Source organism: Saccharopolyspora sp. 7B (assembly GCF_020177435.1).
Taxonomy (GTDB): Bacteria; Actinomycetota; Actinomycetes; order Mycobacteriales; family Pseudonocardiaceae; genus Saccharopolyspora_C; species Saccharopolyspora_C gregorii.
In genome coordinates this window covers 50,094-71,101 of the sequence record NZ_JAIUKC010000053.1, presented here as the reverse complement: position 1 = coordinate 71,101, position 21,008 = coordinate 50,094, and the positions used below count along the sequence as shown (strand labels likewise).

The window sequence follows — 21,008 nt, the reverse complement described above, 5'->3', positions numbered from 1 at the left end:
GGGTGCGGGCCGTCGGTCACGGGGCGATCCCGGCGAGCGGCAGGCCGGTGGTCTCGGGCAGGCCCTTGGCGAGGTTCATGCACTGCACGGCGCCGCCCGCGGTGCCCTTGGTGAGGTTGTCCTCGGCCCCGATGACGACGAGCCGCCGCGCGTCGGCGTCCACCGCGACCTGCAGGTGCACCGTGTTGGCGCCGAGCGTCGCGGAGGTCTGCGGCCAGGAGCCTTCGGGCAGCACGTGCACGAACGGCTCGTCGCCGTAGGCGTCCAGGTAGACCTTCCGGGCGGCGGCGGTGTCGAGGTCGCCGCGCAGCGGGGCGCTGCAGGTGGCGAGGATGCCGCGCGACATCGGCGCGAGCACGGGGGTGAACGACACCTGCACCGGTTCGCCCGCGACGGCGCTGAGGTTCTGCACCAGCTCCGGGGTATGCCGGTGCGCGCCGCCGACGCCGTAGGCGCTGGCCGAGCCCATGACCTCGGCGGAGAGCAGGTGCGGCTTGAGCGCGCGGCCCGCGCCGGAGGTGCCGGTGACGGCGACGACCTGCGCTTCGGGTTCGACGAGCCCGGCGGCGAAGGCGGGTGCCAGCGCCAGCGAGGAGACCGTGGGGAAGCATCCGGCGACGGCGATCCGGTTCGCGGTGCGCAGTTCCGCCCGCTTGCCGGGGAGTTCGGGGACGCCGTAGGGCCAGGTGCCGGGGTGGTCACCGCCGTACCAGCGGGTCCACGCCTCGGGATCGTTGAGCCGGTGGTCGGCACCGCAGTCCACGACGAGGGTGTCCGCGCCGAGTTCGGCGGCGATGGCCGCGGAATGCCCGTGCGGCAGCGCGAGGAACACGACGTCGTGACCGGCGAGCGCGGCGGCGGTGGTCTCGGCGAGTTCGCGGTCGGCGAGCGGTAGCAGGTTCGGGTGGTGCGCACCGAGCTCGGTGCCCGCGTTGCCACCGGCGGTCAACGTCCCGATCTCGACTTCGGGGTGCGCCAGCAGCAGGCGGAGGAGTTCCCCGCCCGCGTAGCCGCTCGCACCCGCCACTGCCACCCGAATCGCCATGCGGATGATTATGCATTGTCATGCAACATCAATCAACAATGGGGACGGTCACGCGCGCCACAGCCGGGCTCCCGATCGGCTGGGCTCCGCGACCGGCCGGGCTTCAGAGCCAGACGAGCCGCACGTTCCCGACGATCTCGAACATCGCGCGGACCCGCTCGGCCGAATCGGCGTCGCCCTTCAGGCCGCCCGGCCCCACGAACACCGCCCCCGGCGGCACCTGGTCCGACGCGCACTCGCCGCTGATGTCCAGGCCCCACGCGCAGACGTCCGCGTCGAGGACTTCGCCGTCCTCGCCGGTCAGCTCGTAGACCGCGAACGGGCGCGGACGGGCGCCGTCGCGGAGCGCGCGGAGGAGTTCGGCTTCCGGGTCGTCGTGCATGGTGAGCCCCCTTCATGGATCAACATTCGGAGGCGAACGCTACTGAGCAACTTGCTCATAAACGATCGCTGAATCCGGTGAACATGCTTTCGGAGGGAGCAGGCGGGCGGAATCATGATCCGCATGGCACCGGACCCGAAGATGCTCAAGATCCAGCTCGGCATCGAACTGCGCCGCCTGCGCGAAGAAGCCGAGTGCACGGCCGCGGCGGCGGCAGCCGTGGTCGGCGGGACCGCACCGAAGATCAGCAAGATCGAGAGCGGCAAGCAGGGCGTCACCACGGCCGAGGTCGAGAAGCTGTCCGCGCTCTACGACGCGCCCGCCAAGCGGCGGAAGTACCTGATCGGCCTCGCGAGCCAACTCCCCCGGCGCAGCCCGCGCCGCACCACCTACCGGGACGCGGTGCCCGACTGGTTCCAGCGGTTCCACGCACTGGAGTACGCGGCTACGGACATGCGGATCTACGAGGTGGAAAGCGTGACCGGGCTGCTCCAGACCCACGACTACGCCCGATCGATGATCCACGCCTGGGAACCTGCCGCAGATCCGAGGATGATCGAACGCCAGGTGCAGACCCGGCTCGATCGCCAATCGGTCCTCACTCGTCGGCACAAACCGCTGAACTTGCAGGTCGTCCTCAGTGAAACCGCGCTTCGCCGCGTTCAAGGCAGCGGGAAGATCATGCGTGCGCAGCTGGAGCACCTGGCCGAAACGGCTTCCAAACCGAACGTGGACCTCAGGGTTCTCCCGTTCAGCGTGCCGAACCGCATCTCAGTGGCGTCTTCCGCAACGCTGCTCCACCTTGCCGAGCAACAGCTTTCGGCCGTCTACCTCGAAGACGTGCTGGGTGCTACCTACCTCCACGAACCGGCGGAGTTCACGCGCTACAGCATCGTCTTCGAACGACTTCGGGCGGCTGCACTGCCGGAGCACGAGTCGCAAGATTTCATCGCTATGGTGGCCGCCACGCACGAATAGGCGATCATCGAAAGGGCGATCATGCACCCGGACTTCTCGACAGCCGTCTGGCGCAAATCCAGCCGCAGCAGCTCCAGCGGCGGCCAGTGCGTCGAGATCGCGTTCGTGCCCGACTCCGCCGACTGGCGGAAGGCCAGTCGCAGCCAGGGAAACGGCGGCGCCTGCGTGGAGATCGCCGTGCAGCACTCCGTCGTCGGCATCCGCGACTCCAAGGACGCGGCCGGACCGGTGCTCGCGGTGAGCCGGAACGCGTTCGGCGCCTTCCTGCGGGCGATCGGTTCCGGTCGGATGTGACTCGGCGCGGAGATCGTCCGGAATGCGGCCGCCGCGCCGCTCCGCGCTGTTAAGGTCCTGCCCCGCGAGGAGGGGTGCAGTGGGCTACGAGGTCGTCACGACGGCGCTGGAGGACGCGGCGAAAGCCGCTCGGTCCGCCGCCGAACAGGCCAGGTCGGTGCGGTTGGAACCGGCCACCGACAAGATCGCGGAGGCGATGCCGGGCTCGGCGTCGGCTCCGGCCGCCGAGCACACCGGCGGCAGCTGGCGCGGCTCGCTCGACGGGTGGAACCGGGACGTCGAGCACTACGCGGACTCGCTGTCCGGCAGCGCCCGCGACTACGACGGCCGCGAAGGCACCGCCGCGGACGGGTTGCACGCGGCTCAGGGCGGTGGTGCGTGATGGTGCTCCTCGGCGACCTGCGGCGTTGGAACGCGGACCTGCTCGACGACGCCATCGACGAGCTCAAGGACCGGCAGGACCGGCTCGTGCAGCTCGACGACGAACTCGCCGGGTCCGGGCGTCCCCGCGAATGGCAGGGCAAGGCCGCGGACGCCGCCACCGCCGAGCACGCGAAGCTCGGCGAACGGCTCCGGGAACTCGTGCTGGAGATCTCCACCGTCCGCACCGCCGCCATCGCCACCGCCGACGAGATCCGGGCGGTCGGGAACGAACTGGTCGAGGCCGACGCGCTCGCGCACGCCCACCACTTCGCGATCACCGACGACGGCCGCGTCGACGATCTCGGCACCCCGCCCGGCACCCGGCCCGACGAGGCCGCCGACGTCGACGCCGACCGGCACGAGCGCATCCGGCCCGACCTCGTCCACCGGGTCGAACGCATCCTCGCGCGCGCTGACGACGCGGACCGCGAACTCGCGAAGGTCCTCGGCGACGCGGACAAAGACCTGATGGACACCGGAGGGGCGAAGACCCTCGCCGACGCGGCCGCCCTCGGCGACGCCCGCGGCCTCGGCGAGACCATCGAACCCCCGCCGCCCGGCGACCCGGCGAAGAACGCCGAATGGTGGAAGTCCCTGCCCGCCGAGACGAAGTCCGCGCTCGCCGCCGCTCCCCCGGCCTGGCTCGGCGGCATGGACGGCATCCCCGCCACCGTCCGCCACACCGCCAACGTCAACAAGATCGACGACGAGCGGGCCGTGCTCAACGCCGAAGCGAACCGCCTCCGCGAGCAGATCAAGAAGGTTCCGAAGGGACCCGGCGCCAGGAACCTCGAAGCCGAGTACCGGCGCCCCCTCGACCAGGTCGAAGCCAAGCTGAAGTCCCTGGACGAGGTCGAAGCCACGGCGAAGAAGACGGACCGCCAGCTACTGGTGCTCGACACGTCCGGTGAACGCACGAAGGCGGCGATCGCTGTCGGGAACGTCGACACTGCCGAACACGTCAGTGTGTTCACCCCTGGCCTCAACAGCACGGTCGAAGGCGGGAGCCTCAACGATTACGACAAGAGCATGGACCTTCTGCAGCAAGATGCGACCGCTCAGTCTCAACAGTATGGAGACGGCGGAGACGTAGCAGCCGTCACTTGGCTCGGGTACGAAGCACCTCAGATCAACGACTCGCTTGGATCTGACTCGGTAGCGAGCTCTACGTCCGCAGAACGTGGTGGCGACAAACTCGCCGACTTCTACCGCGGCATCAACGCATCGCGCGACGACAACCCCCACCTGGTCGCGATGGGGCATTCCTACGGGTCGACGACCACTGGCTATGCCTTGCAGCACGATGGAGTGGGCGTTGACGCAGCTGTTGTCATGGGCTCGCCTGGAGTCGGCACTGCCCACCCATCGGAGTTGAACGTCCCAGCTGGGCAGCTATACAACATCGAATCAAAGCGCGATCTGGTCGCAGACCTCTCATGGTTCGGCGGGGATCCCTCGAAACAAGCCGACTTCCGCCACCTTTCGACAGGTGAAGAGATCACGCCTGATGGTCAGCACCTCAACGAATCGATCGGACACAACACAGGAGGCCCCGACGGCTACCTGAACCGTGGCAACACGAGTCAGTACAACGCCGCCGCCGTCGCTGCTGGGCTTCCTGATCGAACGGTGGTCGAACGCAGGTGATCGTATGCATACCGACCGGGGAAGATTCATGAAACGCTTGATGCTCCTGACAGCGCTTGTCATGAGCCTGACCGCCTGTGGAGTGGAACCGGGACAAGAGTCGGAAGGAAGCATGGAAGATCAGCGCGCCGAGCTCTTGAGCCGCCCCAGCATGGAAGAGGCCAGTGCTCGCTACCAAGAGATGTTGACCAGAGTCAGGGACGAACTGGCAGTCGCCTACCCCTGGATCAGCTGGAACTACGTCCGGGAACTGCACAACTCCGGCTGCACCGGCTTCAACGAGTTCACGACCACCGCCGAAAGCCAAACCCTCGGCGTCTGGTCAACCGAAGGCAACATCCCCGACCCCGAATGGCCCCACGCCGAACAGATCGTCGCCCGCATCAGCGCCGAATACGGCTTCACACCACCCGAAACCGTCGTCAGCCGCCCCGCCGACCACCAGATCGTCGGCAGCGATGCCTACGGCGCCGGCTACCGCTTCGGCACCGCCAAACGCACCGTCCTCTCCGGCAGCACCGGCTGCCACCTCCCGCAAGCGGAGAAGGACAAGCTCCAGCAGTCCGGCTGACCCGGGGGTGGAACGCGGGCAGGGGGGGGGGGGGGGGGGGGGGGGGGGGGGGGGGGGGGGGGGGGGGGGGGGGGGGGGCGGCCCCGCCGCCGAGGCCGTCCGGCCCGGTCTCGGTGGTGCCGGTGTCCAGGTGGTTCGTCGTCTCCGTCATGCCACCAGCCTGGTCGCCGGACGGCCCCGGAACATCCGGGGCGACCCCGGTCCGCACCCCTACGCCTTCCGGCGCCCGCCTCCGGGAAGCCCCGCACCCGGACGGTCCGGCACCCCGCCCGTGACATGATCGGCTTCGAACGGAAGGGGTGGCATGAGCCGGTTCAGCGGGTTCCCCGCGCACGTCGAGAAGTACGTCGGCACGGTCCGCGGCGCGGACTCCCGCGGCACCGGCGGGCGCGAGCGCGCGTACCACCTCGTCTACTGCGACCACCGCTCCGGGCCGTACGTGTCGGTGCTGACCAGCGGGCTGCGCGAGCACACGGCGGGCGCCCCGCTGCCGCAGGAGGTGCTGTGCACGGTGCACGCCGACCAGGAGATCCACGGCAGGCACCTCACGGCGGTGGTCGCCGAACTGCTCACCGAGTCGAACAGCCGCGTCGGCTACGGTGCCCTGATCATGAACGACCGCCTGCTGCTGCCGGAGACCGAGATCGCGGGCGCGCTGGCCGCGCCGCACCCGTACCTGGCCGACGAGTTCGACGTGCTGCTGGACGAGGACGGCGGCCCGGTGCTGCAGCTGATCACGCTGCTGCCGGTCACCCGCGGCGAGTCGCAGCTGGTGGCCCGCTACGGCCGGGACGCCCTCTACGACCGCTGGGAGCAGCGGAACGTGGACCTCACCGACATCCGCAGGCCGTCCGCGGCCTGACCCGCGCGAGCCGGGCGCCGCGCGGCCCGCGGGTGGTTACGCTCGCGGGATGGGTGAGTGGCGTTCCCCGGCCGAGGTGGCCGCGGCGCTGGACGCGACCGGGTACCTGCCGGACGAGGGCATCGCCACGGCGGTGTTCCTCGCGCTGCGGATGCACCGCCCGCTGCTGTGCGAGGGCGAGCCGGGCACCGGCAAGACGGAGCTCGCGCGGTCGCTGGCCGCGGCGCTCGGCGTGCGGCTGATCCGGTTGCAGTGCCACGAGGGCATCGACGCCGCGCAGGCCCTTTACGACTGGGACTTCCCGCGGCAGCTGCTGCACCTGCGCACCTTGGAGGCCGCGGCGGGCGGAGCGCTGGACGCGGACGCCGCGGAACCTTCGCTGTACCGGGAGCGGTTCCTGCTGGCCCGTCCGCTGCTGCGGGCGTTGCGGGAAGCGCCGTGCGTGCTGCTGGTGGACGAGATCGACCGCGCCGACGACGAGTTCGAGGCGTTCCTGCTGGAGTTCCTGTCCGAGCACGCGGTGAGCATCCCGGAGTTCGGCGAGGTCCGCGCCGAGGTGCCCCCGGTGGTGGTGCTGACCTCGAACCGCACCCGCGAACTGCACGACGCGCTGAAGCGCCGCTGCCTGTACCACTGGCTGGACCACCCGGACCTGGCGCGGGAGGTCGCGATCCTGCGCCGCCGGTCGCCCGGCCTGGACGAGCGGCTCGCCGCGCAGGTGGCGGACGCGGTGCAGCGGATGCGGGAGCTGGAGCTGGTGAAACCGCCGGGCGTGGCGGAGGCGCTGGACTGGGCGCGGGCGTTGCAAGCGCTGGGCGCCGCCGAGTTCGACCCGGAGCGGGCGGCCGCCGCGCTCGGTGCGGTGCTGAAGTACCGGGAGGACGCGGACCGGGTGCGCGCCGCCGGGCTGCTCGGCTGACGCCGGGCATCATGGAGCGGTGAGCACCACCGCCGGTCTCGTCGGTTTCGCCCGGTCGCTGCGGTTCTCCGGCATGGCCTGCGGCCCGGACCGGGTGCGGGCGTTCCTGGCCGCCACCGCGCACACCGGGATGGCGGAGCGCTCCGCGGTGTACTGGGCGGGCCGGGTGACGTTGTGCGCGGACCCCGCGGACCTGGCCCGTTACGACGCCGCGTTCGCCGCGTGGTTCGGCGGCGCCGCGCCGCGGCCGCGGGCACCTGCCGCGCCGCGCCGGGCTCGGATCGCCCCGCTCGAACCGGGGGAGCGGCAGCAGGAGTCCGAGGAGGCCGCGGCGGTGCGCGCCGCGGCCGCCGACGAGGTGCTGCGGCACCGGGACCTCGCCGGCCTGGGCGAGGCCGAGCGCGAACACCTGCGCCGTCTGCTCGCGACCGTGCGGCCCGATCCGCCGGACCGGCCGGCCGCGCGGTGGCGCCGGGCCCGGCACGGCCCGCTGGACGCCCGGGCGACGTTGCGGGCGGTGCTGCGCTCCGGGGGCGAGCCGCCGCGGCTGGAGCGCAGGCGCCGCGGCCGCCGGGCCCGGCGGGTGGTGCTGGTGGTCGACGTCTCCGGGTCGATGGAGCCGTACGCGGACGCGCTGCTGCGGTTCGCGCACGTGGTGGTCCGCCGGGCTCCGGCGAGCACCGAGGTGTTCACGCTCGGCACCCGCCTCACGCGGGTCACGGCGCAGCTGCGCGGGCGCGACCCGGAGCGGGCGTTGCGGGCCGCCGCGGCGGCGGTGCCGGACTTCTCTGGCGGCACCCGGCTCGGCGAGGTGCTGCGGGCCTTCCTGGACCGGTGGGGGCGGCGGGGCACGGCGCGCGGCGCGGTCGTCGTGGTGTTCTCCGACGGCTGGGAGCGCGGTGATCCGGCGCTGCTCGGCGAGCAGCTGCGGCACCTGCGGCGGCTGGCGCGGGCTGTGATCTGGGCGAACCCGCACGCCGGGCACGGCGGGTACGCGCCGGTGCAGTCCGGGATCGCGGCGGCGCTGCCGCACTTGGACGCGCTCGTACCGGGGCACAGCCTCGGCTCGTTGCAACGGGTGTGGGCGGAAGTCGTCCGCCTGGGCGGGAATGCGACGGCCGTCCGGGGTGCTGAGATGGCCATGACACGGCGAGGTGCAGCGGAGGTGGGCCGTGCGTGACGTGCTCGACGAGGTGTTCCAGCGGTGGGAGTCCGGGGAGTCGGTCGGCCTCGGCACGGTGGTCGCGACCTTCCGGTCCGCGCCGCGCCCGCCCGGGGCGTCGATGCTGGTCACCGAGGGCGGTGAGGCCGTCGGCAGCGTCTCCGGCGGGTGCGTGGAAGGAGCGGTGTACGAGCGGGCGACCGCGGTGCTCGACGGCGAACCGGCGGCGTTGCAGCGCTACGGCGTCAGCGACGACGACGCGTTCGCGGTCGGATTGACCTGCGGCGGCATCCTCGACGTGTTCGTGGAGCGGGTGGACCGCGATTCGTTCCCCGACTTCGACGCGGTCGCGAAGTCGGTGCGCGAGGAGGAACCGGTGGCGGTCGCGACCGTCGTGGACCATCCCGATCCGGCCCGGGTCGGTGCCCACCTGCTCGTGTGGCGGGAGCGCACGCAGGGTGGGCTCGGCGAGGCACGGGTCGACGACGCGGTCGCCGACGACGCCCGCGGCATGCTCGCCAGCGGTCGCAGCGGCGTCCTGGAGTACGGGCCGCAGGGGCAGCGGCGCGGCGAGGGCATGCGGGTGTTCGTGAACGCCTTCGAACCGCCGCCGCGGATGCTGGTGTTCGGCGCGATCGACTTCGCCGCGGCGATGGCCCGCATCGGCTCGTTCCTCGGCTACCGGGTGACGGTGTGCGACGCGCGGCCGGTGTTCGCCACCCGCTCCCGGTTCCCCGGGGTGGACGACGTGGTCGTGGACTGGCCGCACCGCTACCTCGCGGCGGAGGCGGAGGCGGGCCGGCTGGACGCGCGGACCGCGGTGATGGTGCTGACGCACGACCCGAAGTTCGACGTGCCGGTGCTGGAGATCGCGCTGCGGCAGCGGCTCGGCTACGTGGGCGCGATGGGTTCGCGGCGCACCCACGACGACCGGATGCTGCGGTTGCGGGAGATCGGGGTCCCGGAGGCGGACCTGGCCCGGTTGTCCTCGCCGATCGGCCTGGACCTGGGGGCCCGCACCCCGGAGGAGACAGCGGTGTCGATCGCCGCCGAGCTGATCGCGCTGCGCTGGGGCGGGCTCGGCGCCCGGCTCACCGAGACGGAAGGACCCATCCACCGCTGACGGCCCGCCCGCTCGGGGCGACTCCTGGTGCCGACCGACTACGTGGAGGTCCCCGGCTCGCCCGGGGTCGCGGAGCTGGCGCCCGGCGAGACCGCCTACGCCGGCGTGCGGGCCGAGTACGGGGAGACGGACTTCGTCGCGGTCGGGTTCGGCGCGACCCCGGCGGGCACGGCGGGGTTCAGCAACGTCGTGGTCGAGGGGCCGGGGAGCCGTACCCGTGGCTGCCGATCACGAGCCTGCGGATCGGCACCGTGCAGCCGACCCCCGACGGCGTCCTGCTCTGAGGCCGGGGGCGGTCGTCCCGTTCGGGGCGATCGCCACCCGCGCGCGAGCGTCCGGGTTGCTCGCGGAGGGGCGGCGTAGCAGGCTCGGTGGATGTGACCCCCGTCACTCGAACGGGGCTCGCGTTTCCCGAACGCCCGCGCTCCCGCGGCCCGTCCTCTGGAGGCCCGATGCCGCGCATCACCGTCAACGTCGACGGCACCGACCACACCGACGACGTGGAGCCCCGAACCCTGCTCGTGCAGCACCTGCGGGAGCGGCTCGGCAAGGTCGGCACCGTCGTCGGCTGCGACACCAGCAACTGCGGCGCCTGCACCGTCCACCTGGACGGGCAGAGCGTCAAGGCCTGCTCCGTGCTGGCGGTGCAGGCCGACGGACACCACGTCACCACGATCGAAGGGCTCGCCCGCGACGGCGAGCTCCACCCCTTGCAGCAGGCCTTCCACGACGCCCACGCGCTGCAGTGCGGGTTCTGCACCCCCGGCATGATCATGCAGGCGCTGGACCTGCTCGCCGAGACGCCCGACCCGGACGAGCAGCAGGTCCGCGAAGGCCTCGAAGGCAACCTGTGCCGCTGCACCGGCTACCAGAACATCGTCCGGGCCGTCCAGGACGCGGCGCGGCGGATGCGCCCCGGGGCCGGGCCACCGCTGGAACAGGACGCCCCGCGGCAGCGCACGTCCGCCGAGACCCGGACCGAGGTGGGGCGGCCATGACCTCCACCGCCGAACCGGAACTCGGCCGCGCGCGCAAGCGCAAGGAGGACGCCCGCCTCATCACCGGGCGCACCCGCTGGACCGACAACATCGCGCTGCCCGGCATGCTGCACCTGGCCGTGCTGCGCAGCCCCGCCGCGCACGCCCGCATCGCCTCCATCGACACCGAGCGCGCCGCGAAGATGCCCGGCGTCCGCGCCGTCCGCGCCGTCCGCACCGGCCGCGACCTCGCCGCCGTCCAGGGCAGCCTGCCGTGCGCGTGGCCGATCACCCCGGACATGAAGGCGCCGCAGGCGCCGTCGCTGGCGGTGGACGCGGTGCACTTCGCCGGGGAGGCCGTCGCCGTCGTCGCCGCCCGCAGCGCCGCCGAGGCCCACGACGCGCTGGACGCGATCGACGTGGACTACGACGACCTGCCCGTGGTGCTCGACCTCGACGCCGCCGCAGCCGCGGATTCCCCGCTGGTGCACGAAGAACTCGGCACCAACCGCAGCGCCACCTGGACCTTCGACTCCGCCGAGGCGGGCACCGGCGGTGACGTGGAGCGGGCCCTCGCCGAAGCCGAGGTGCGGATCGACCGGACCTTCCGCCAGCAGCGGCTCATCCCGGCGTTCATGGAACCCCGCTCCGTCGTCGTCGACCCCACCGGCGACCAGTGCACGATGTGGTCGGCCACCCAGGTCCCGCACATCCTGCGGCTCATGCTGGCGACCACGCTGGGCGTGCCGGAGCAGCGGATCCGGGTGATCGCGCCGGACGTCGGCGGCGGGTTCGGCGGCAAGCTCCAGGTGACCCCGGAGGAGATCATCACCTTCCTGCTGGCCCGCGAACTCGGCGTGCCGGTGAAGTGGACCGAATCCCGCTCCGAGTCGATGGTCGCCGCCCACCACGGCCGCGACCAGGTGCAACGGCTGTCGCTCGCCGCGCGCCGCGACGGCACCGTCACCGGGCTGAAGGTGGAGCTGCTCGCCGACATGGGCGCCTACCTGCGGCTGGTCACCCCGGGCGTGCCGATCCTCGGCGCGTTCATGTTCAACGGGATCTACAAGTTCCCGGCCTACCACTTCAGCTGCACCACCGTGTTCACCAACAAGACGCCGACCGACGCGTACCGGGGTGCCGGGCGGCCGGAGGCGACCTTCGGCATCGAGCGGATGATGGACGAACTCGCCGCCGAGCTCGGTGCGGACCCGCTGGAACTGCGGCGCAAGAACTGGATCGAGCGCGACGAGTTCCCGTTCGACACCGTCTCCGGGCTGACCTACGACTCGGGCGACTACGCGGCGGCGACCGACGAGGCGGTGCGGCTGCTGGGCTACGCGGAGCTGCGCGCCGAGCAGGCCGAGCGCAGGCGGACCGGTGCCACGGTGCAGCTGGGCATCGGGGTCTCCACGTTCACCGAGATGTGCGGGCTCGCCCCGTCCCGGGTGCTCGGGTCGCTGTCCTACGGCGCGGGCGGCTGGGAGCACGCGGCGATCCGGGTGCTGCCCACCGGCGGGGTCGAGGTCGTCACCGGCGTCTCCCCGCACGGGCAGGGCCACGAGACGGCGTGGAGCCAGCTGGTCGCCGACCGGCTCGGCGTGCCGTTCGAGGACGTCGCGGTGCTGCACGGCGACACGCAGACCTCGCCGAAGGGCCTGGACACCTACGGTTCGCGGTCGCTCGCCGTGGGCGGCATGGCGGTGGTCGCCGCCGCTGACAAGGTGATCGAGAAGGCGCGGCGGATCGCCGCGCACCTGATGGAGTGCGCCGAGGACGACGTGGAGTTCGAAGCGGGCCGGTTCGGCGTGCGCGGCACCTCGCGGAGCACCGCGTTGGGCGAGGTGGCGCTGGCCGCGTTCGCCGCGCACGACCTGCCCGAAGGGGTCGAGCCCTCGCTGGACGCCGACGCCACCTTCGACCCGGAGAACTTCTCGTTCCCGCACGGCACCCACCTGTGCGCGGTCGAAGTGGACACCGAGACGGGCCGGGTGCGGATCCGCGAGTACGCGTGCGTCGACGACGTGGGCACCGTGGTGAACCCGCTGATCGTGGAGGGCCAGGTGCACGGCGGGCTCGCCCAGGGCATCGCGCAGGCGCTGTACGAGGAGGCCGTGCACGACGAGAGCGGCACCCTCACCACGGCGACGCTCGCCGACTACCTGGTGCCCTCCGCCGCGGACCTGCCGGAGTACACCACCGGCCGCACCGAGACGCGGGCGACGTCGAACCGGCTGGGCGTGAAGGGCGTCGGGGAGGCGGGCACCATCGCCTCCACCCCGGCGGTGGTGAACGCGGTGGTGGACGCGATCCGCCACCGCGGGGTGACCGACGTGGAGATGCCGTGCTCACCGCAGCGGGTGTGGCGGGCGATCACCGGGGCGCGCGCCTCCGGCGCCACCGCACCGGAACCCGGCGGCGGCACGGGTTCGATGAACCGAGTTCCAGGAGGCGACCGATGATCCCGGCGGCGTTCGACCACATCGCACCGTCCACCGTGGAGGAAGCGGTGCGCGCGCTGCGGGAGGCCGGGGACGAGGCGAAGGTGCTCGGCGGCGGGCAGAGCCTGCTGCCGGTGCTGCGGATGCGGCTCGCCGACCCGCAGCTCGTCGTCGACCTCGCCCGCATCCCGGAGCTGCGCGGCGTGCGGGAGGAGGGCGGCACCGTCGTGATCGGCGCGATGACCACCCACCACGACGTGCTCCGGGACCGGCTGGTCCGCGCGCACCTGCCGCTGCTCGCGCAGGCCACCCGCACCGTCGCCGACCCGCAGGTGCGCCACCGCGGAACGTTCGGCGGGGCCCTCGCGCACGCCGACCCGGCCGGGGACCTGCCCGCGCCCGCGCTGGTGCTGGACGCGGAACTGGTGCTCGCCGGGCCGGACGGGCGGCGGACCGTTCCGGCCGCCGAGTTCTTCACCGACCTGTTCACCACCGCACTGGAACCGGACGAGCTGCTGGTGGAGGTGCGGCTGCCGAAGTGGACGGGCTGGTCGGCGCACTACGAGAAGTTCAACCGGGTCGCCCAGGCCTGGTCGATGGTCGGCGTGGCCGCCGCGGTGCGGGTGGACGGCGGCGCGATCGCCGAAGCCCGCGTCGGCCTCACCAACATGGGGCCGGTGCCGATCCGCGCGTTCGGGGTGGAGCGGGCGCTGGTCGGCGCCCCGGCCGAAGCGGGTGCGATCCGCCGCGCCGCCGAGCTCGCCACCGAGGGGACCAGCCCCGCCGCGGACGCGAGCGCCGACGTGGACTACCGGGAACACCTCGCGCAGGTCCTCACCGGACGAGCGGTGGCCGCGGCCGCCGGGGTGTAGGAATGGACGGGCCGGTGCGCCCGGCGCGCACCGGAACCCGGGTGCCCGGCGGTGCGCGCGGGGTCGGTCACCGGCCGCCGAGCTCCGCCCCGCACGTCGTGCGGCGATCTACCAGGAGGGCCTGTCCCGTGCAGATGCAGCACCACTTCACCGTCCCGGTCCCGGTCGACGTGGCCTGGCCGGCGATCATCGATCCGGAGCGGGTCGCCCCGTGCATGCCCGGTGCCACGCTCACCTCCGCCGAGGGCGACCGCTTCACCGGCTCGGTGAAGGTGAAGCTGGGCCCGATCTCCTTGCTGTACAAGGGATCCGGCTCGTTCCAGGAGGTCGACGAATCGACGCGGCGGGTCGTGATCGACGCGGGCGGCAAGGACGCCAGGGGCAACGGCACGGCGGCGGCGACGGTGACCGTGACGCTCACCGAGGAGGACGGCCGCACCTCGGCGGCGGTGGACACCGACCTGAAGGTGACGGGGAAACCGGCGCAGCTGGGGCGCGGCCTGATGTCCGAGGTGGGCGGGAAGATCCTGCACCAGTTCGCGGCGAACCTGGCGCGGAGCCTGACCGGGCAGGACGCGCCGGCCTCCCAGCCCGGTGGCGGGCGGACCGGCGCCGGGGAGGGCCTCGCGGCGAGCTCCGGAGCCCGGCCCGCCGCGTCCGATCCCGGCGGCACCACCGGGGAGGACGAGGCGTCCCGCGCCGGATCGGACGGCCCGGACCGCTCGGACCCGGGAGCGGGGCCGCGCCGGTCGCCGGACCGCTCCGGCCACCAGGACAACGGCGAACGGCCCCCGGGCCGCGCGGGGCGGAACCCGGCGTGGCGGGTCACCTCGCCCGCCGCCGCGGAGCGGACCGCGCCCGCCGAAGCGGTGGCCGCCACGACCACCGCCGTGCGGGGTTCCGCGCACCGGGCGGACGCCGTGGTCACCGGCGGCCCGGCGCCGTCGGAGGAAGCCATCGACCTGCTCGGCGCGGCGGGCACGCCGGTGCTCAAGCGCGCGCTGCCGGTGGCCGCCGCCGTGGCGACCGCGGCGCTCCTGCTGCGCGCCCTCCGCCGCAGGCGCGCCCGGCGGTGAACCGCGCCTCGCCGCTGGTCAGCGGCGGGTGCGGGTGCCCGCGCCGACCACGCCGGCCAGTCGCGTCCAGCCCAGCGCGGTGTAGAGGTGGCGGCCCTGCCTGCTCGCGGTGAGCAGCCCGGTTCCCGCGCCGAGGTGGACGGCCTCCCGCGCGAGCGCGCTCATCAGCGCCCCGCCCAGGCCGCGCCTGCGGTGCGCGCGGTAGGTGGCGATGTTGTGCGCCACGGCCACGTCCCCGTGCACCACCATCACGCCGTGCGCGGCGGGATCCCCGCGTTCGTCGGTGATCCGGGCCGCGAGCACCGGGCCCTCCCGGTCCAGCTCCACGGCGTACTCCGGGGCGGCGTCCCGCCGCGGGTGCGCGGCCAGGTCGGTGCGCATGAAGTGCTCGCGCGCGGGCGCGAGCCGGAGCCCTTCCGAGCTGAGCACGTCCTCGACGGCGGCGGGCGCGGTGGTCGGCACGGTCAGCCAGTCCGAGTGCGGTGATCCGGCGACCTGCGCGGCGTGCAGGCGCAGCGAACCGGGGTCGCCGTCGGCGTCGAGCACGATGCTCTCCAGGTGCCTGCCGGGTTGGCCGGACAGCACGTGCAGCGCACCGTCCGCCTCGTCGGCGGGGTCGAGCCCGCACGCCACGCCCCACCCGTGCTGCCACCGGCGGACCAGCTCGGCCAGCGGGGGAGAAGTGCGTTCCATGCCGCTAGCCAACCACCGCGCCGCCAACCCCGGCTCGGAGGGCGGTCACCGCGACGCGAGCAGCGCGTGCACCCGCACCAGGCGGTCCAGCCAGCGGCGCTGGTCGTCGGCGGTGGGCGTGGCCGCCGCGACCCGCGCCGGGTCGGGCTGCGGAGCGCGGCGCGGTACCGGGAGCACCCCGCCGCGCGGCACCAGCGAATCGCTGACCACGTCGCCGTCGAGCAGCGACATGGTGCCGAGCCCGCAGGCGAACGGCAGTTCCGGCAGCGCCCCGGCCAGCGCGAGCTGCGCGGCGAGCCCGACGCTGCTCTCGACCGCGGAGGACACCACGCAGGGCAGGCCGCACGCCTCGGCGACCCGCAGCGCCCGCCGGACCCCGCCGAGCGGCGCGGCCTTGAGCACGGCCACGTCGGCGGCCTCGGCGACCGCGACCGCCAGCGGATCTTCGGCGCGGCGGATGGACTCGTCGGCGGCGATGCGCACCTGCACCTTGCGGCGGACCGCGGCGAGGTCCTCGATCGTGGGGCTCGGCTGCTCCACGTACTCCAGGCCGCCCGCGGCGCGGTCCAGCTCGGCGATGCGGGCGATGGCGGTGTCCACGTCCCAGGCCGCGTTCGCGTCCACCCGGATCGCGGCGGACGGGCCGAGCGCGTCCCGGACCGCGGCGACCCGCTCCAGGTCCTCGCCGGGGTCCTGGCCGCGTTCGGCGACCTTGACCTTCGCGGTGGTGCAGCCGGAGGCGGCGGCGATGGCGTGCGCCCGCTCGGCGCCGACCGCGGGCACGGTGCAGTTCACCGGGACCTCGTCGCGCACCGGTTCCGGCCAGTCGCCCGCGCAGGACTCCAAGGCGGCGGCCAGCCACGGCACCGATTCGGCGTCGGTGTAGTCCTCGAACGGGCAGAACTCGCCCCAGCCCGCCGGGCCGCCGAGCAGCACCCCGTGCCTGCGGGTGATGCCGCGGAACCGGGTGCGCATCGGCAGGCCGTACACGCGGACCGCGTCGAGCTCGGCCAGGCTGATCGTCGCCCCGTTCGCGGTCATGTTCGTTCCTTCCGCTCGGCCGTCACCACGGCGTCCTGTCGCGCACATCGTCCTGCCGGTGCCACGTGCGGGCAGCGGGACGCACGTGCGATGACGTCGTGGGCGGTGCAGGTGTTCCCGCACCGGTCACGACGTGACGCACCGGCCACCCGCGGGGGCGGCCGGTGCGAACGGGATCCGGCGCGTCAGGCGACGCTGGGGCGGCCGAGGTCGAACACGTCGACCTCGAACCGGGCCCACTGCTGGCGCAGCGCGGTCACCCCGTTGTCGAGGATGTAGTTCAGCTCGCCCAAGGTCACCGGCAGCAGCGTGTACACCTGCAGCTGCTCGACGCCCTCGGGATCGGTGAAGCGGGTGAACTCCGGCGGGAACAGCGGATGCCCGCTCGCCAGCACCCCGTAGAACTCGGTGTCCGGCAGCAGCGGGGCCTCGTTCGGCACGATCTGGTCCGGCACCAGGTGCGTGCCGCTCTGCACCAGCAGCTCCGACGTCACGTCCACCAGGTGGCGGGCCGCCTCCGCCTGTTCCTTGTAGACGGTGCACGCCAGCTCCTGCGCCGGATCCGCGCCCAGCGGCTGGAACCGCAGCCCGGAGCTGATCACGGTGCTCAGGTGGTACTGCTCCAGGTGGAAGAACACCAGCCCGTAGCCGCGGTTCTCGCCGCGCACGTTGGGCGGCTCCGCGGCCGTCGGGGTGCCCGCGTGACGTTCGAGGTTCTCCGCCAGCCCGATGAACCGGTGCGCACCACCCATCGCGGTGTTGTGCTTCTCGGTGGTCATCCGATCTCCAGTGCTGCGTGTGCTGTCGCAACGGTAACCGGTGCCGCGAAGGGCACGGGCAGTTTCACCGACGACGACGAAAATACGACCTCGCTCCGCGGCGTCGGCGGCGGGTACCGCAACCGATCGGCCGTCCCGCGACGCTCGTGGTCCCCGGCCTCAGCCGCCATGCGGACCGACGTCCGGCAGGGCCGGACCGAGCAGGTCGTCGGCGTCGACGATGCGGTAGGCGTAGCCCTGCTCGGCGAGGAACCGCTGCCGGTGCGCCGCGTAGTCGGTGTCCAGGGTGTCGCGCGAGACCACCGAGTAGAAGTGCGCCTGCTTGCGCTCCGCCTTCGGCCGCAGCAACCGGCCGAGCCGCTGCGCCTCCTCCTGGCGGGACCCGAAGGTGCCGGACACCTGCACCGCCACCGAGGCCTCCGGCAGGTCGATGGAGAAGTTCGCGACCTTCGAGACCACCAGCCGGGAGATCTCGCCGCTGCGGAACGCGTCGAACAGCTTCTCCCGCTCCTTGTTCTTCGTGGAGCCCTCCACGATCGGCGCGTCCAGCGCCTCGCCGAGCTCGTGCAGCTGCTCCAGGTAGGCGCCGATGACCAGCGCCGGTTCGCCCGGGTGCTGGTCGAGGATGGCGCGCACCACGGGCGCCTTGGTGCGGGCGGTGGAGCACAGCTTGTAGCGCTCCTCGGCCTCGGCCGTCGCGTACCGCAGGCGCTCCTCGTCGGTGAGCGTCACCCGCACCTCGACGCAGTCGGCGGGCGCGATCCAGCCCTGCGCCTCGATGTCCTTCCACGGCGCGTCGAACCGCTTCGGCCCGATCAGCGAGAACACGTCGCCCTCCCGGCCGTCCTCGCGCACCAGGGTGGCGGTGAGGCCGAGGCGGCGGCGGGACTGCAGGTCCGCGGTCATCCGGAACACCGGCGCGGGCAGCAGGTGCACCTCGTCGTAGACGACGAGGCCCCAGTCGCGGGAGTCGAACAGCTCCAGGTGCTTGTACTCGCCCTTCGACTTGCGGGTGATCACCTGGTAGGTGGCGATGGTGACCGGGCGGATCTCCTTCTTCTCCCCGGAGTACTCGCCGATCTCCTCCTCGGTCAGCGAGGTGCGCTCGATCAGCTCCCGCTTCCACTGCCTGCCCGCGACGGTGTTGGTGACCAGGATCAGCGTGGTGGCGCCCGCCTCGGCCATGGCGGCCGCGCCGACGAGGGTCTTGCCCGCGCCGCAGGGCAGCACGACCACGCCGGAGCCGCCCGCCCAGAACGACTGCACCGCTTGGCGCTGGTAGTCGCGCAGGGTCCAGCCGTCCTCGTGCAGTTCGATGGGGTGCGCTTCGCCGTCCACGTAGCCGGCGAGGTCCTCGGCGGGCCAGCCGATCTTGAGCAGCAGCTGCTTGAGCCTGCCGCGCTCGCTCGGGTGCACCGCGACGGTGTCGTCATCGATGCGAGCGCCGAGCATCGGCTGGACCTTCTTGTTCCGCAGCACCTCTTCGAGCACGGCGCGGTCCAGCGAGGCCAGCACCAGTCCGTGCGCCGGGTCCTGGGCGAGCTGCAACCGGCCGAACCGGCCCATCGTCTCGACGATGTCCACCAGCAACGGCTGCGGCACCGGGTAGCGGGAGAAACGGACCAGCCCGTCGACCACCTGCTCGGCGTCGTGCCCGGCTGCGCGCGCGTTCCACAGCGCCAGCGGCGTGATCCGGTAGGTGTGCACGTGTTCGGGGGCGCGTTCCAGCTCGGCGAACGGCGCGATGGCGCCGCGGGCCTCGTCGGCTTGGGCGTGATCGACTTCGAGCAGCAGGGTCTTGTCGGACTGGACGATGAGCGGTCCGTCGGTCACGGGTGCGGCTCCTCGGGCTGGGCGGTTCTTTGCGCAGGTGGATCGGCCTGCGGGAACAACGGCTGGGCCGGGCACCAGTATTCCACCGCCCCCGGTGGCGCCCCGGTGCGGCGTCCGCGATGTCGGAACCGAACGGTTCAGGAAACGTTTCCGCCGGTTCCTGCGTGGCCCGCGGGGCCGTCGGCTAGGTTTCGCTCGGTCGTAGATCATTTAGGAGTTGTGTCTTCGTGAGCGTTCCGCCGCAGGATCCGCACTCGCCGGTCCAGCCGTCGGGGTCGTCACCGGAGTGGGGCCGGCCGGGCGGGCACCCGCAGGTCGCGCAGGGTCGCCCGCGGGGGTTCTCGTCCCAGCCGGACCAGCAGCACCCCGGCTGGCAGGACCACGACTGGCGGACGCACGGCTGGCCGGACCACGAGGACCGCGGCGACCGCGCCGACCACGAGGACCACGCCGACCACGAGGACCGCGCCGACCACGGGGACCGCGCCGAGCCGGACCGGGTCTGGCCGGAGCAGGGGCGGCGGTACGGGAGCCTGCAGTACGGCGGCCCGCTGCCCGGGTTCACCCCGCTCGCACCCGCGCCCGGCCCGCTCCTGCCCAGCCCGCTCCCGCCCGGTCCGCTCCGGCCCGGCCCGCCGCACCTCGCGCCCGCCGGGCCACCGCCGAAGCGCAGGCGCGGCCTGCTCGGCGCCGCCCTCGGCTGCGGGGCGCTGCTGCTGCTCGGGGTGGCCGGCACCTTCGTGCGGTCGCAGGTCGGCATGGCCGAGGCCGTCCCGCAGGTGGGCGAGTGCGTGGCCGTCACCGACGACTCCGAGCGGACCTTCGCCTACGAGATGACCGCCTGCGGCACCGCGGACTCCGACCACCGGATCGTGCAGGTCCAGCACGGCGGCGCGAGCTGCGACGGCGACTACTCCGAGATCACCCGGGCCGGCACCCGGCTGTGCCTCATCCCGGACGTCGTCGTCGGCGACTGCCAGCGGGTGCCCGGCGCCGACAGCGCGGGCGCCACCATCCCGACCGGCATCGACACCAAGGTGCCGTGCGGCAGCCCGGCCGCCGACGTCCAGGTCGTCGGCGCCGCCGACACCACCGCGGGCGAATCGGCCTGCCCCGAGGGGACCGCGAACTACTCGGTGTTCACCGCCCCGCCCAAGACCTTCTGCTTCAAGCTGACGGACTGAGCCTGGACCGGTGCGCGCCGGTGTGCTGGGCTGGTCCGGACGTCGAGCCGGGAGGTCGGGGATGGGTGAGCGGACGGTCCGGGACGTCACGCGGGACCTGCTGCGCGAACTGGGGCTGACCACCGTGTTCGGCAACCCCGGCACCACCGAGGTCCCGTTCCTCACCGGCTGGCCGGACGACTTCCGCTACGTGCTCGGCCTGCAGGAGTCCGTCGTGGTCGCGATGGCCGACGGGTACGCCCAGTCGCGGCGGGCGCCGGTGCTGGTGAACCTGCACTCGGCGGGCGGCGTCGGGCACGCGCTGGGCTCGGTGTTCACCGCCTACCGCAACCGCACCCCGATGATCGTCACCGCCGGGCAGCAGACCCGGACGCTGGTGTTCGACGAACCGTTCCTCGGCGCCACCGACGCGGCCACCTTCCCGCGGCCGTACGTGAAGCACAGCTGCGAACCGGCGAGCGCCGCCGACGTGCCCGCCGCGATCGCCCGCGCCCACCGGCTGGCCACGACCGCGCCGCAGGGGCCGGTGTTCGTCTCGATCCCCGCCGACGACTGGGGCCAGCCCGCCGCCGACGTCCCGGCCCGCCCGGCCACCCCGAACCCGGCACCGGACCCGGCGGCGCGCGCCGCGGCGGGCGGCGCCCGCGCCGGCGGCGCGCGCCCGGCGGTAGTCGGGGGGCCCGCCCGCGCCCCCCCCCGGGGGCGG

The 21,008-nt window shown here is 73.4% G+C and carries 22 protein-coding genes and 1 pseudogene (1 of these 23 only partly in view); 16 read left to right on the top strand and 7 right to left on the bottom strand.

Features of this window, described 5'->3' with window-relative positions; all coding sequences use genetic code 11:
- Positions 1-16 precede the first annotated feature (16 nt).
- Positions 17-1,045, bottom strand: a complete 1,029-nt coding sequence (argC, locus tag LCD33_RS10220) for an N-acetyl-gamma-glutamyl-phosphate reductase (protein WP_224968542.1) — start codon at positions 1,043-1,045, stop codon at positions 17-19.
- 103 nt (positions 1,046-1,148) lie between these two features.
- Complete coding sequence (locus LCD33_RS10215; RefSeq protein ID WP_224968544.1) at positions 1,149-1,427, bottom strand: hypothetical protein; 279 nt, start codon at positions 1,425-1,427, stop codon at positions 1,149-1,151.
- 123 nt (positions 1,428-1,550) lie between these two features.
- On the opposite strand from LCD33_RS10215, the gene LCD33_RS10210 reads away from it, so the two are divergent.
- The 13 genes from LCD33_RS10210 (at position 1,551) to LCD33_RS10150 (ending at position 14,772) form a co-directional block, all read left to right on the top strand.
- The gene (locus LCD33_RS10210; RefSeq protein WP_224961637.1) at positions 1,551-2,405 is read left to right on the top strand and encodes a DUF5753 domain-containing protein; all 855 of its coding nucleotides are present in this window, start codon (positions 1,551-1,553) and stop codon (positions 2,403-2,405) included.
- Between the two features lie 21 nt (positions 2,406-2,426).
- The gene (locus LCD33_RS10205; protein WP_224961640.1) at positions 2,427-2,699 is read left to right on the top strand and encodes a DUF397 domain-containing protein; all 273 of its coding nucleotides are present in this window, start codon (positions 2,427-2,429) and stop codon (positions 2,697-2,699) included.
- Positions 2,700-2,778: 79 nt separating this feature from the next.
- Complete coding sequence (locus LCD33_RS10200) at positions 2,779-3,081, top strand: hypothetical protein (RefSeq protein WP_224961641.1); 303 nt, start codon at positions 2,779-2,781, stop codon at positions 3,079-3,081.
- Positions 3,081-4,769, top strand: a complete 1,689-nt coding sequence (locus LCD33_RS10195; RefSeq protein WP_224968546.1) for an alpha/beta hydrolase — start codon at positions 3,081-3,083, stop codon at positions 4,767-4,769. The genes LCD33_RS10200 and LCD33_RS10195 overlap by 1 nt, the downstream gene beginning before the upstream one ends.
- Before the next feature lie 28 nt (positions 4,770-4,797).
- Positions 4,798-5,340, top strand: coding sequence for an LppA family lipoprotein (locus LCD33_RS10190; RefSeq protein WP_224961645.1), 543 nt, complete (start codon positions 4,798-4,800; stop codon positions 5,338-5,340).
- Between the two features lie 304 nt (positions 5,341-5,644).
- On the top strand, positions 5,645-6,202 hold the full coding sequence (locus LCD33_RS10185; RefSeq protein ID WP_224960036.1) for a suppressor of fused domain protein: 558 nt from the start codon (positions 5,645-5,647) through the stop codon (positions 6,200-6,202).
- 49 nt (positions 6,203-6,251) lie between these two features.
- Positions 6,252-7,121, top strand: coding sequence for a MoxR family ATPase (locus tag LCD33_RS10180; protein WP_224960034.1), 870 nt, complete (start codon positions 6,252-6,254; stop codon positions 7,119-7,121).
- Between the two features lie 73 nt (positions 7,122-7,194).
- A complete protein-coding gene (locus tag LCD33_RS10175) occupies positions 7,195-8,301 on the top strand; it encodes a VWA domain-containing protein (RefSeq protein WP_224977767.1) in 1,107 nt (368 codons plus the stop codon).
- A complete protein-coding gene (locus LCD33_RS10170) occupies positions 8,294-9,406 on the top strand; it encodes an XdhC/CoxI family protein (protein WP_224960032.1) in 1,113 nt (370 codons plus the stop codon). Before LCD33_RS10175 ends, LCD33_RS10170 begins: the two co-directional genes overlap by 8 nt.
- A gap of 452 nt (positions 9,407-9,858) precedes the next feature.
- Positions 9,859-10,404 (top strand): (2Fe-2S)-binding protein, encoded by a 546-nt coding sequence (locus LCD33_RS10165; protein WP_224960030.1) that lies wholly within the window; start codon positions 9,859-9,861, stop codon positions 10,402-10,404.
- Positions 10,401-12,845, top strand: a complete 2,445-nt coding sequence (locus LCD33_RS10160) for a xanthine dehydrogenase family protein molybdopterin-binding subunit (protein ID WP_224960028.1) — start codon at positions 10,401-10,403, stop codon at positions 12,843-12,845. Before LCD33_RS10165 ends, LCD33_RS10160 begins: the two co-directional genes overlap by 4 nt.
- Positions 12,842-13,696: a xanthine dehydrogenase family protein subunit M gene (locus tag LCD33_RS10155; protein ID WP_224960027.1), complete on the top strand. Its 855-nt coding sequence runs from the start codon at positions 12,842-12,844 to the stop codon at positions 13,694-13,696. Before LCD33_RS10160 ends, LCD33_RS10155 begins: the two co-directional genes overlap by 4 nt.
- Before the next feature lie 128 nt (positions 13,697-13,824).
- Positions 13,825-14,772: an SRPBCC domain-containing protein gene (locus tag LCD33_RS10150; RefSeq protein WP_224960026.1), complete on the top strand. Its 948-nt coding sequence runs from the start codon at positions 13,825-13,827 to the stop codon at positions 14,770-14,772.
- A gap of 18 nt (positions 14,773-14,790) precedes the next feature.
- On the opposite strand, the gene LCD33_RS10145 is transcribed toward LCD33_RS10150, so the two are convergent.
- The 4 genes from LCD33_RS10145 to LCD33_RS10130 all read right to left on the bottom strand — a co-directional run bounded on the left by LCD33_RS10145 (position 14,791) and on the right by LCD33_RS10130 (position 19,118).
- Positions 14,791-15,465: a GNAT family N-acetyltransferase gene (locus tag LCD33_RS10145; protein ID WP_224960025.1), complete on the bottom strand. Its 675-nt coding sequence runs from the start codon at positions 15,463-15,465 to the stop codon at positions 14,791-14,793.
- Between the two features lie 45 nt (positions 15,466-15,510).
- Positions 15,511-16,506, bottom strand: a complete 996-nt coding sequence (locus LCD33_RS10140) for an o-succinylbenzoate synthase (protein ID WP_224960024.1) — start codon at positions 16,504-16,506, stop codon at positions 15,511-15,513.
- Positions 16,507-16,691: 185 nt separating this feature from the next.
- Positions 16,692-17,285, bottom strand: a complete 594-nt coding sequence (locus LCD33_RS10135; protein WP_224960023.1) for a suppressor of fused domain protein — start codon at positions 17,283-17,285, stop codon at positions 16,692-16,694.
- Between the two features lie 159 nt (positions 17,286-17,444).
- Positions 17,445-19,118 (bottom strand): DNA repair helicase XPB, encoded by a 1,674-nt coding sequence (locus LCD33_RS10130; RefSeq protein ID WP_224960022.1) that lies wholly within the window; start codon positions 19,116-19,118, stop codon positions 17,445-17,447.
- 227 nt (positions 19,119-19,345) lie between these two features.
- On the opposite strand from LCD33_RS10130, the gene LCD33_RS10125 reads away from it, so the two are divergent.
- Both LCD33_RS10125 and LCD33_RS29595 read left to right on the top strand, forming a co-directional pair.
- Positions 19,346-20,302, top strand: a complete 957-nt coding sequence (locus LCD33_RS10125; protein WP_224977763.1) for a hypothetical protein — start codon at positions 19,346-19,348, stop codon at positions 20,300-20,302.
- Positions 20,303-20,363: 61 nt separating this feature from the next.
- Positions 20,364-20,618, top strand: a pseudogene (locus tag LCD33_RS29595) (thiamine pyrophosphate-binding protein); the annotation flags it as partial.
- 5 nt (positions 20,619-20,623) lie between these two features.
- Here LCD33_RS29595 and LCD33_RS29590 read toward each other — a convergent pair.
- Positions 20,624-20,809: a hypothetical protein gene (locus LCD33_RS29590; protein WP_374228443.1), complete on the bottom strand. Its 186-nt coding sequence runs from the start codon at positions 20,807-20,809 to the stop codon at positions 20,624-20,626.
- Here LCD33_RS29590 and LCD33_RS10115 point away from each other — a divergent pair.
- Positions 20,747-21,008 carry the 5' portion of a thiamine pyrophosphate-dependent enzyme gene (locus LCD33_RS10115; protein WP_308011259.1) on the top strand. The gene runs 1,133 nt beyond the window's last position, so 262 of the gene's 1,395 nt are visible here — the first part of the coding sequence; the start codon lies at positions 20,747-20,749; its stop codon lies off the right edge, out of view. The genes LCD33_RS29590 and LCD33_RS10115 overlap by 63 nt on opposite strands.

What these genes read in the sequence shown, in the direction of transcription:
- LCD33_RS10185 (WP_224960036.1), top strand. Translation starts at nt 5,645, where the DNA reads ATGAGCCGGTTCAGCGGGTTCCCCGCGCACGTCGAGAAGTACGTCGGC.
- LCD33_RS10190 (WP_224961645.1), top strand. Translation starts at nt 4,798, where the DNA reads ATGAAACGCTTGATGCTCCTGACAGCGCTTGTCATGAGCCTGACCGCC.
- LCD33_RS10175 (WP_224977767.1), top strand. Translation starts at nt 7,195, where the DNA reads ATGGCCTGCGGCCCGGACCGGGTGCGGGCGTTCCTGGCCGCCACCGCG.
- LCD33_RS10215 (WP_224968544.1), bottom strand. Translation starts at nt 1,427, where the DNA reads ATGCACGACGACCCGGAAGCCGAACTCCTCCGCGCGCTCCGCGACGGC.
- LCD33_RS10165 (WP_224960030.1), top strand. Translation starts at nt 9,859, where the DNA reads ATGCCGCGCATCACCGTCAACGTCGACGGCACCGACCACACCGACGAC.
- LCD33_RS10205 (WP_224961640.1), top strand. Translation starts at nt 2,427, where the DNA reads ATGCACCCGGACTTCTCGACAGCCGTCTGGCGCAAATCCAGCCGCAGC.
- LCD33_RS10210 (WP_224961637.1), top strand. Translation starts at nt 1,551, where the DNA reads ATGGCACCGGACCCGAAGATGCTCAAGATCCAGCTCGGCATCGAACTG.
- LCD33_RS10180 (WP_224960034.1), top strand. Translation starts at nt 6,252, where the DNA reads ATGGGTGAGTGGCGTTCCCCGGCCGAGGTGGCCGCGGCGCTGGACGCG.
- LCD33_RS10160 (WP_224960028.1), top strand. Translation starts at nt 10,401, where the DNA reads ATGACCTCCACCGCCGAACCGGAACTCGGCCGCGCGCGCAAGCGCAAG.
- LCD33_RS10135 (WP_224960023.1), bottom strand. Translation starts at nt 17,285, where the DNA reads ATGACCACCGAGAAGCACAACACCGCGATGGGTGGTGCGCACCGGTTC.
- LCD33_RS10195 (WP_224968546.1), top strand. Translation starts at nt 3,081, where the DNA reads ATGGTGCTCCTCGGCGACCTGCGGCGTTGGAACGCGGACCTGCTCGAC.
- LCD33_RS10140 (WP_224960024.1), bottom strand. Translation starts at nt 16,506, where the DNA reads ATGACCGCGAACGGGGCGACGATCAGCCTGGCCGAGCTCGACGCGGTC.
- LCD33_RS10155 (WP_224960027.1), top strand. Translation starts at nt 12,842, where the DNA reads ATGATCCCGGCGGCGTTCGACCACATCGCACCGTCCACCGTGGAGGAA.
- argC (WP_224968542.1), bottom strand. Translation starts at nt 1,045, where the DNA reads ATGGCGATTCGGGTGGCAGTGGCGGGTGCGAGCGGCTACGCGGGCGGG.
- LCD33_RS10145 (WP_224960025.1), bottom strand. Translation starts at nt 15,465, where the DNA reads ATGGAACGCACTTCTCCCCCGCTGGCCGAGCTGGTCCGCCGGTGGCAG.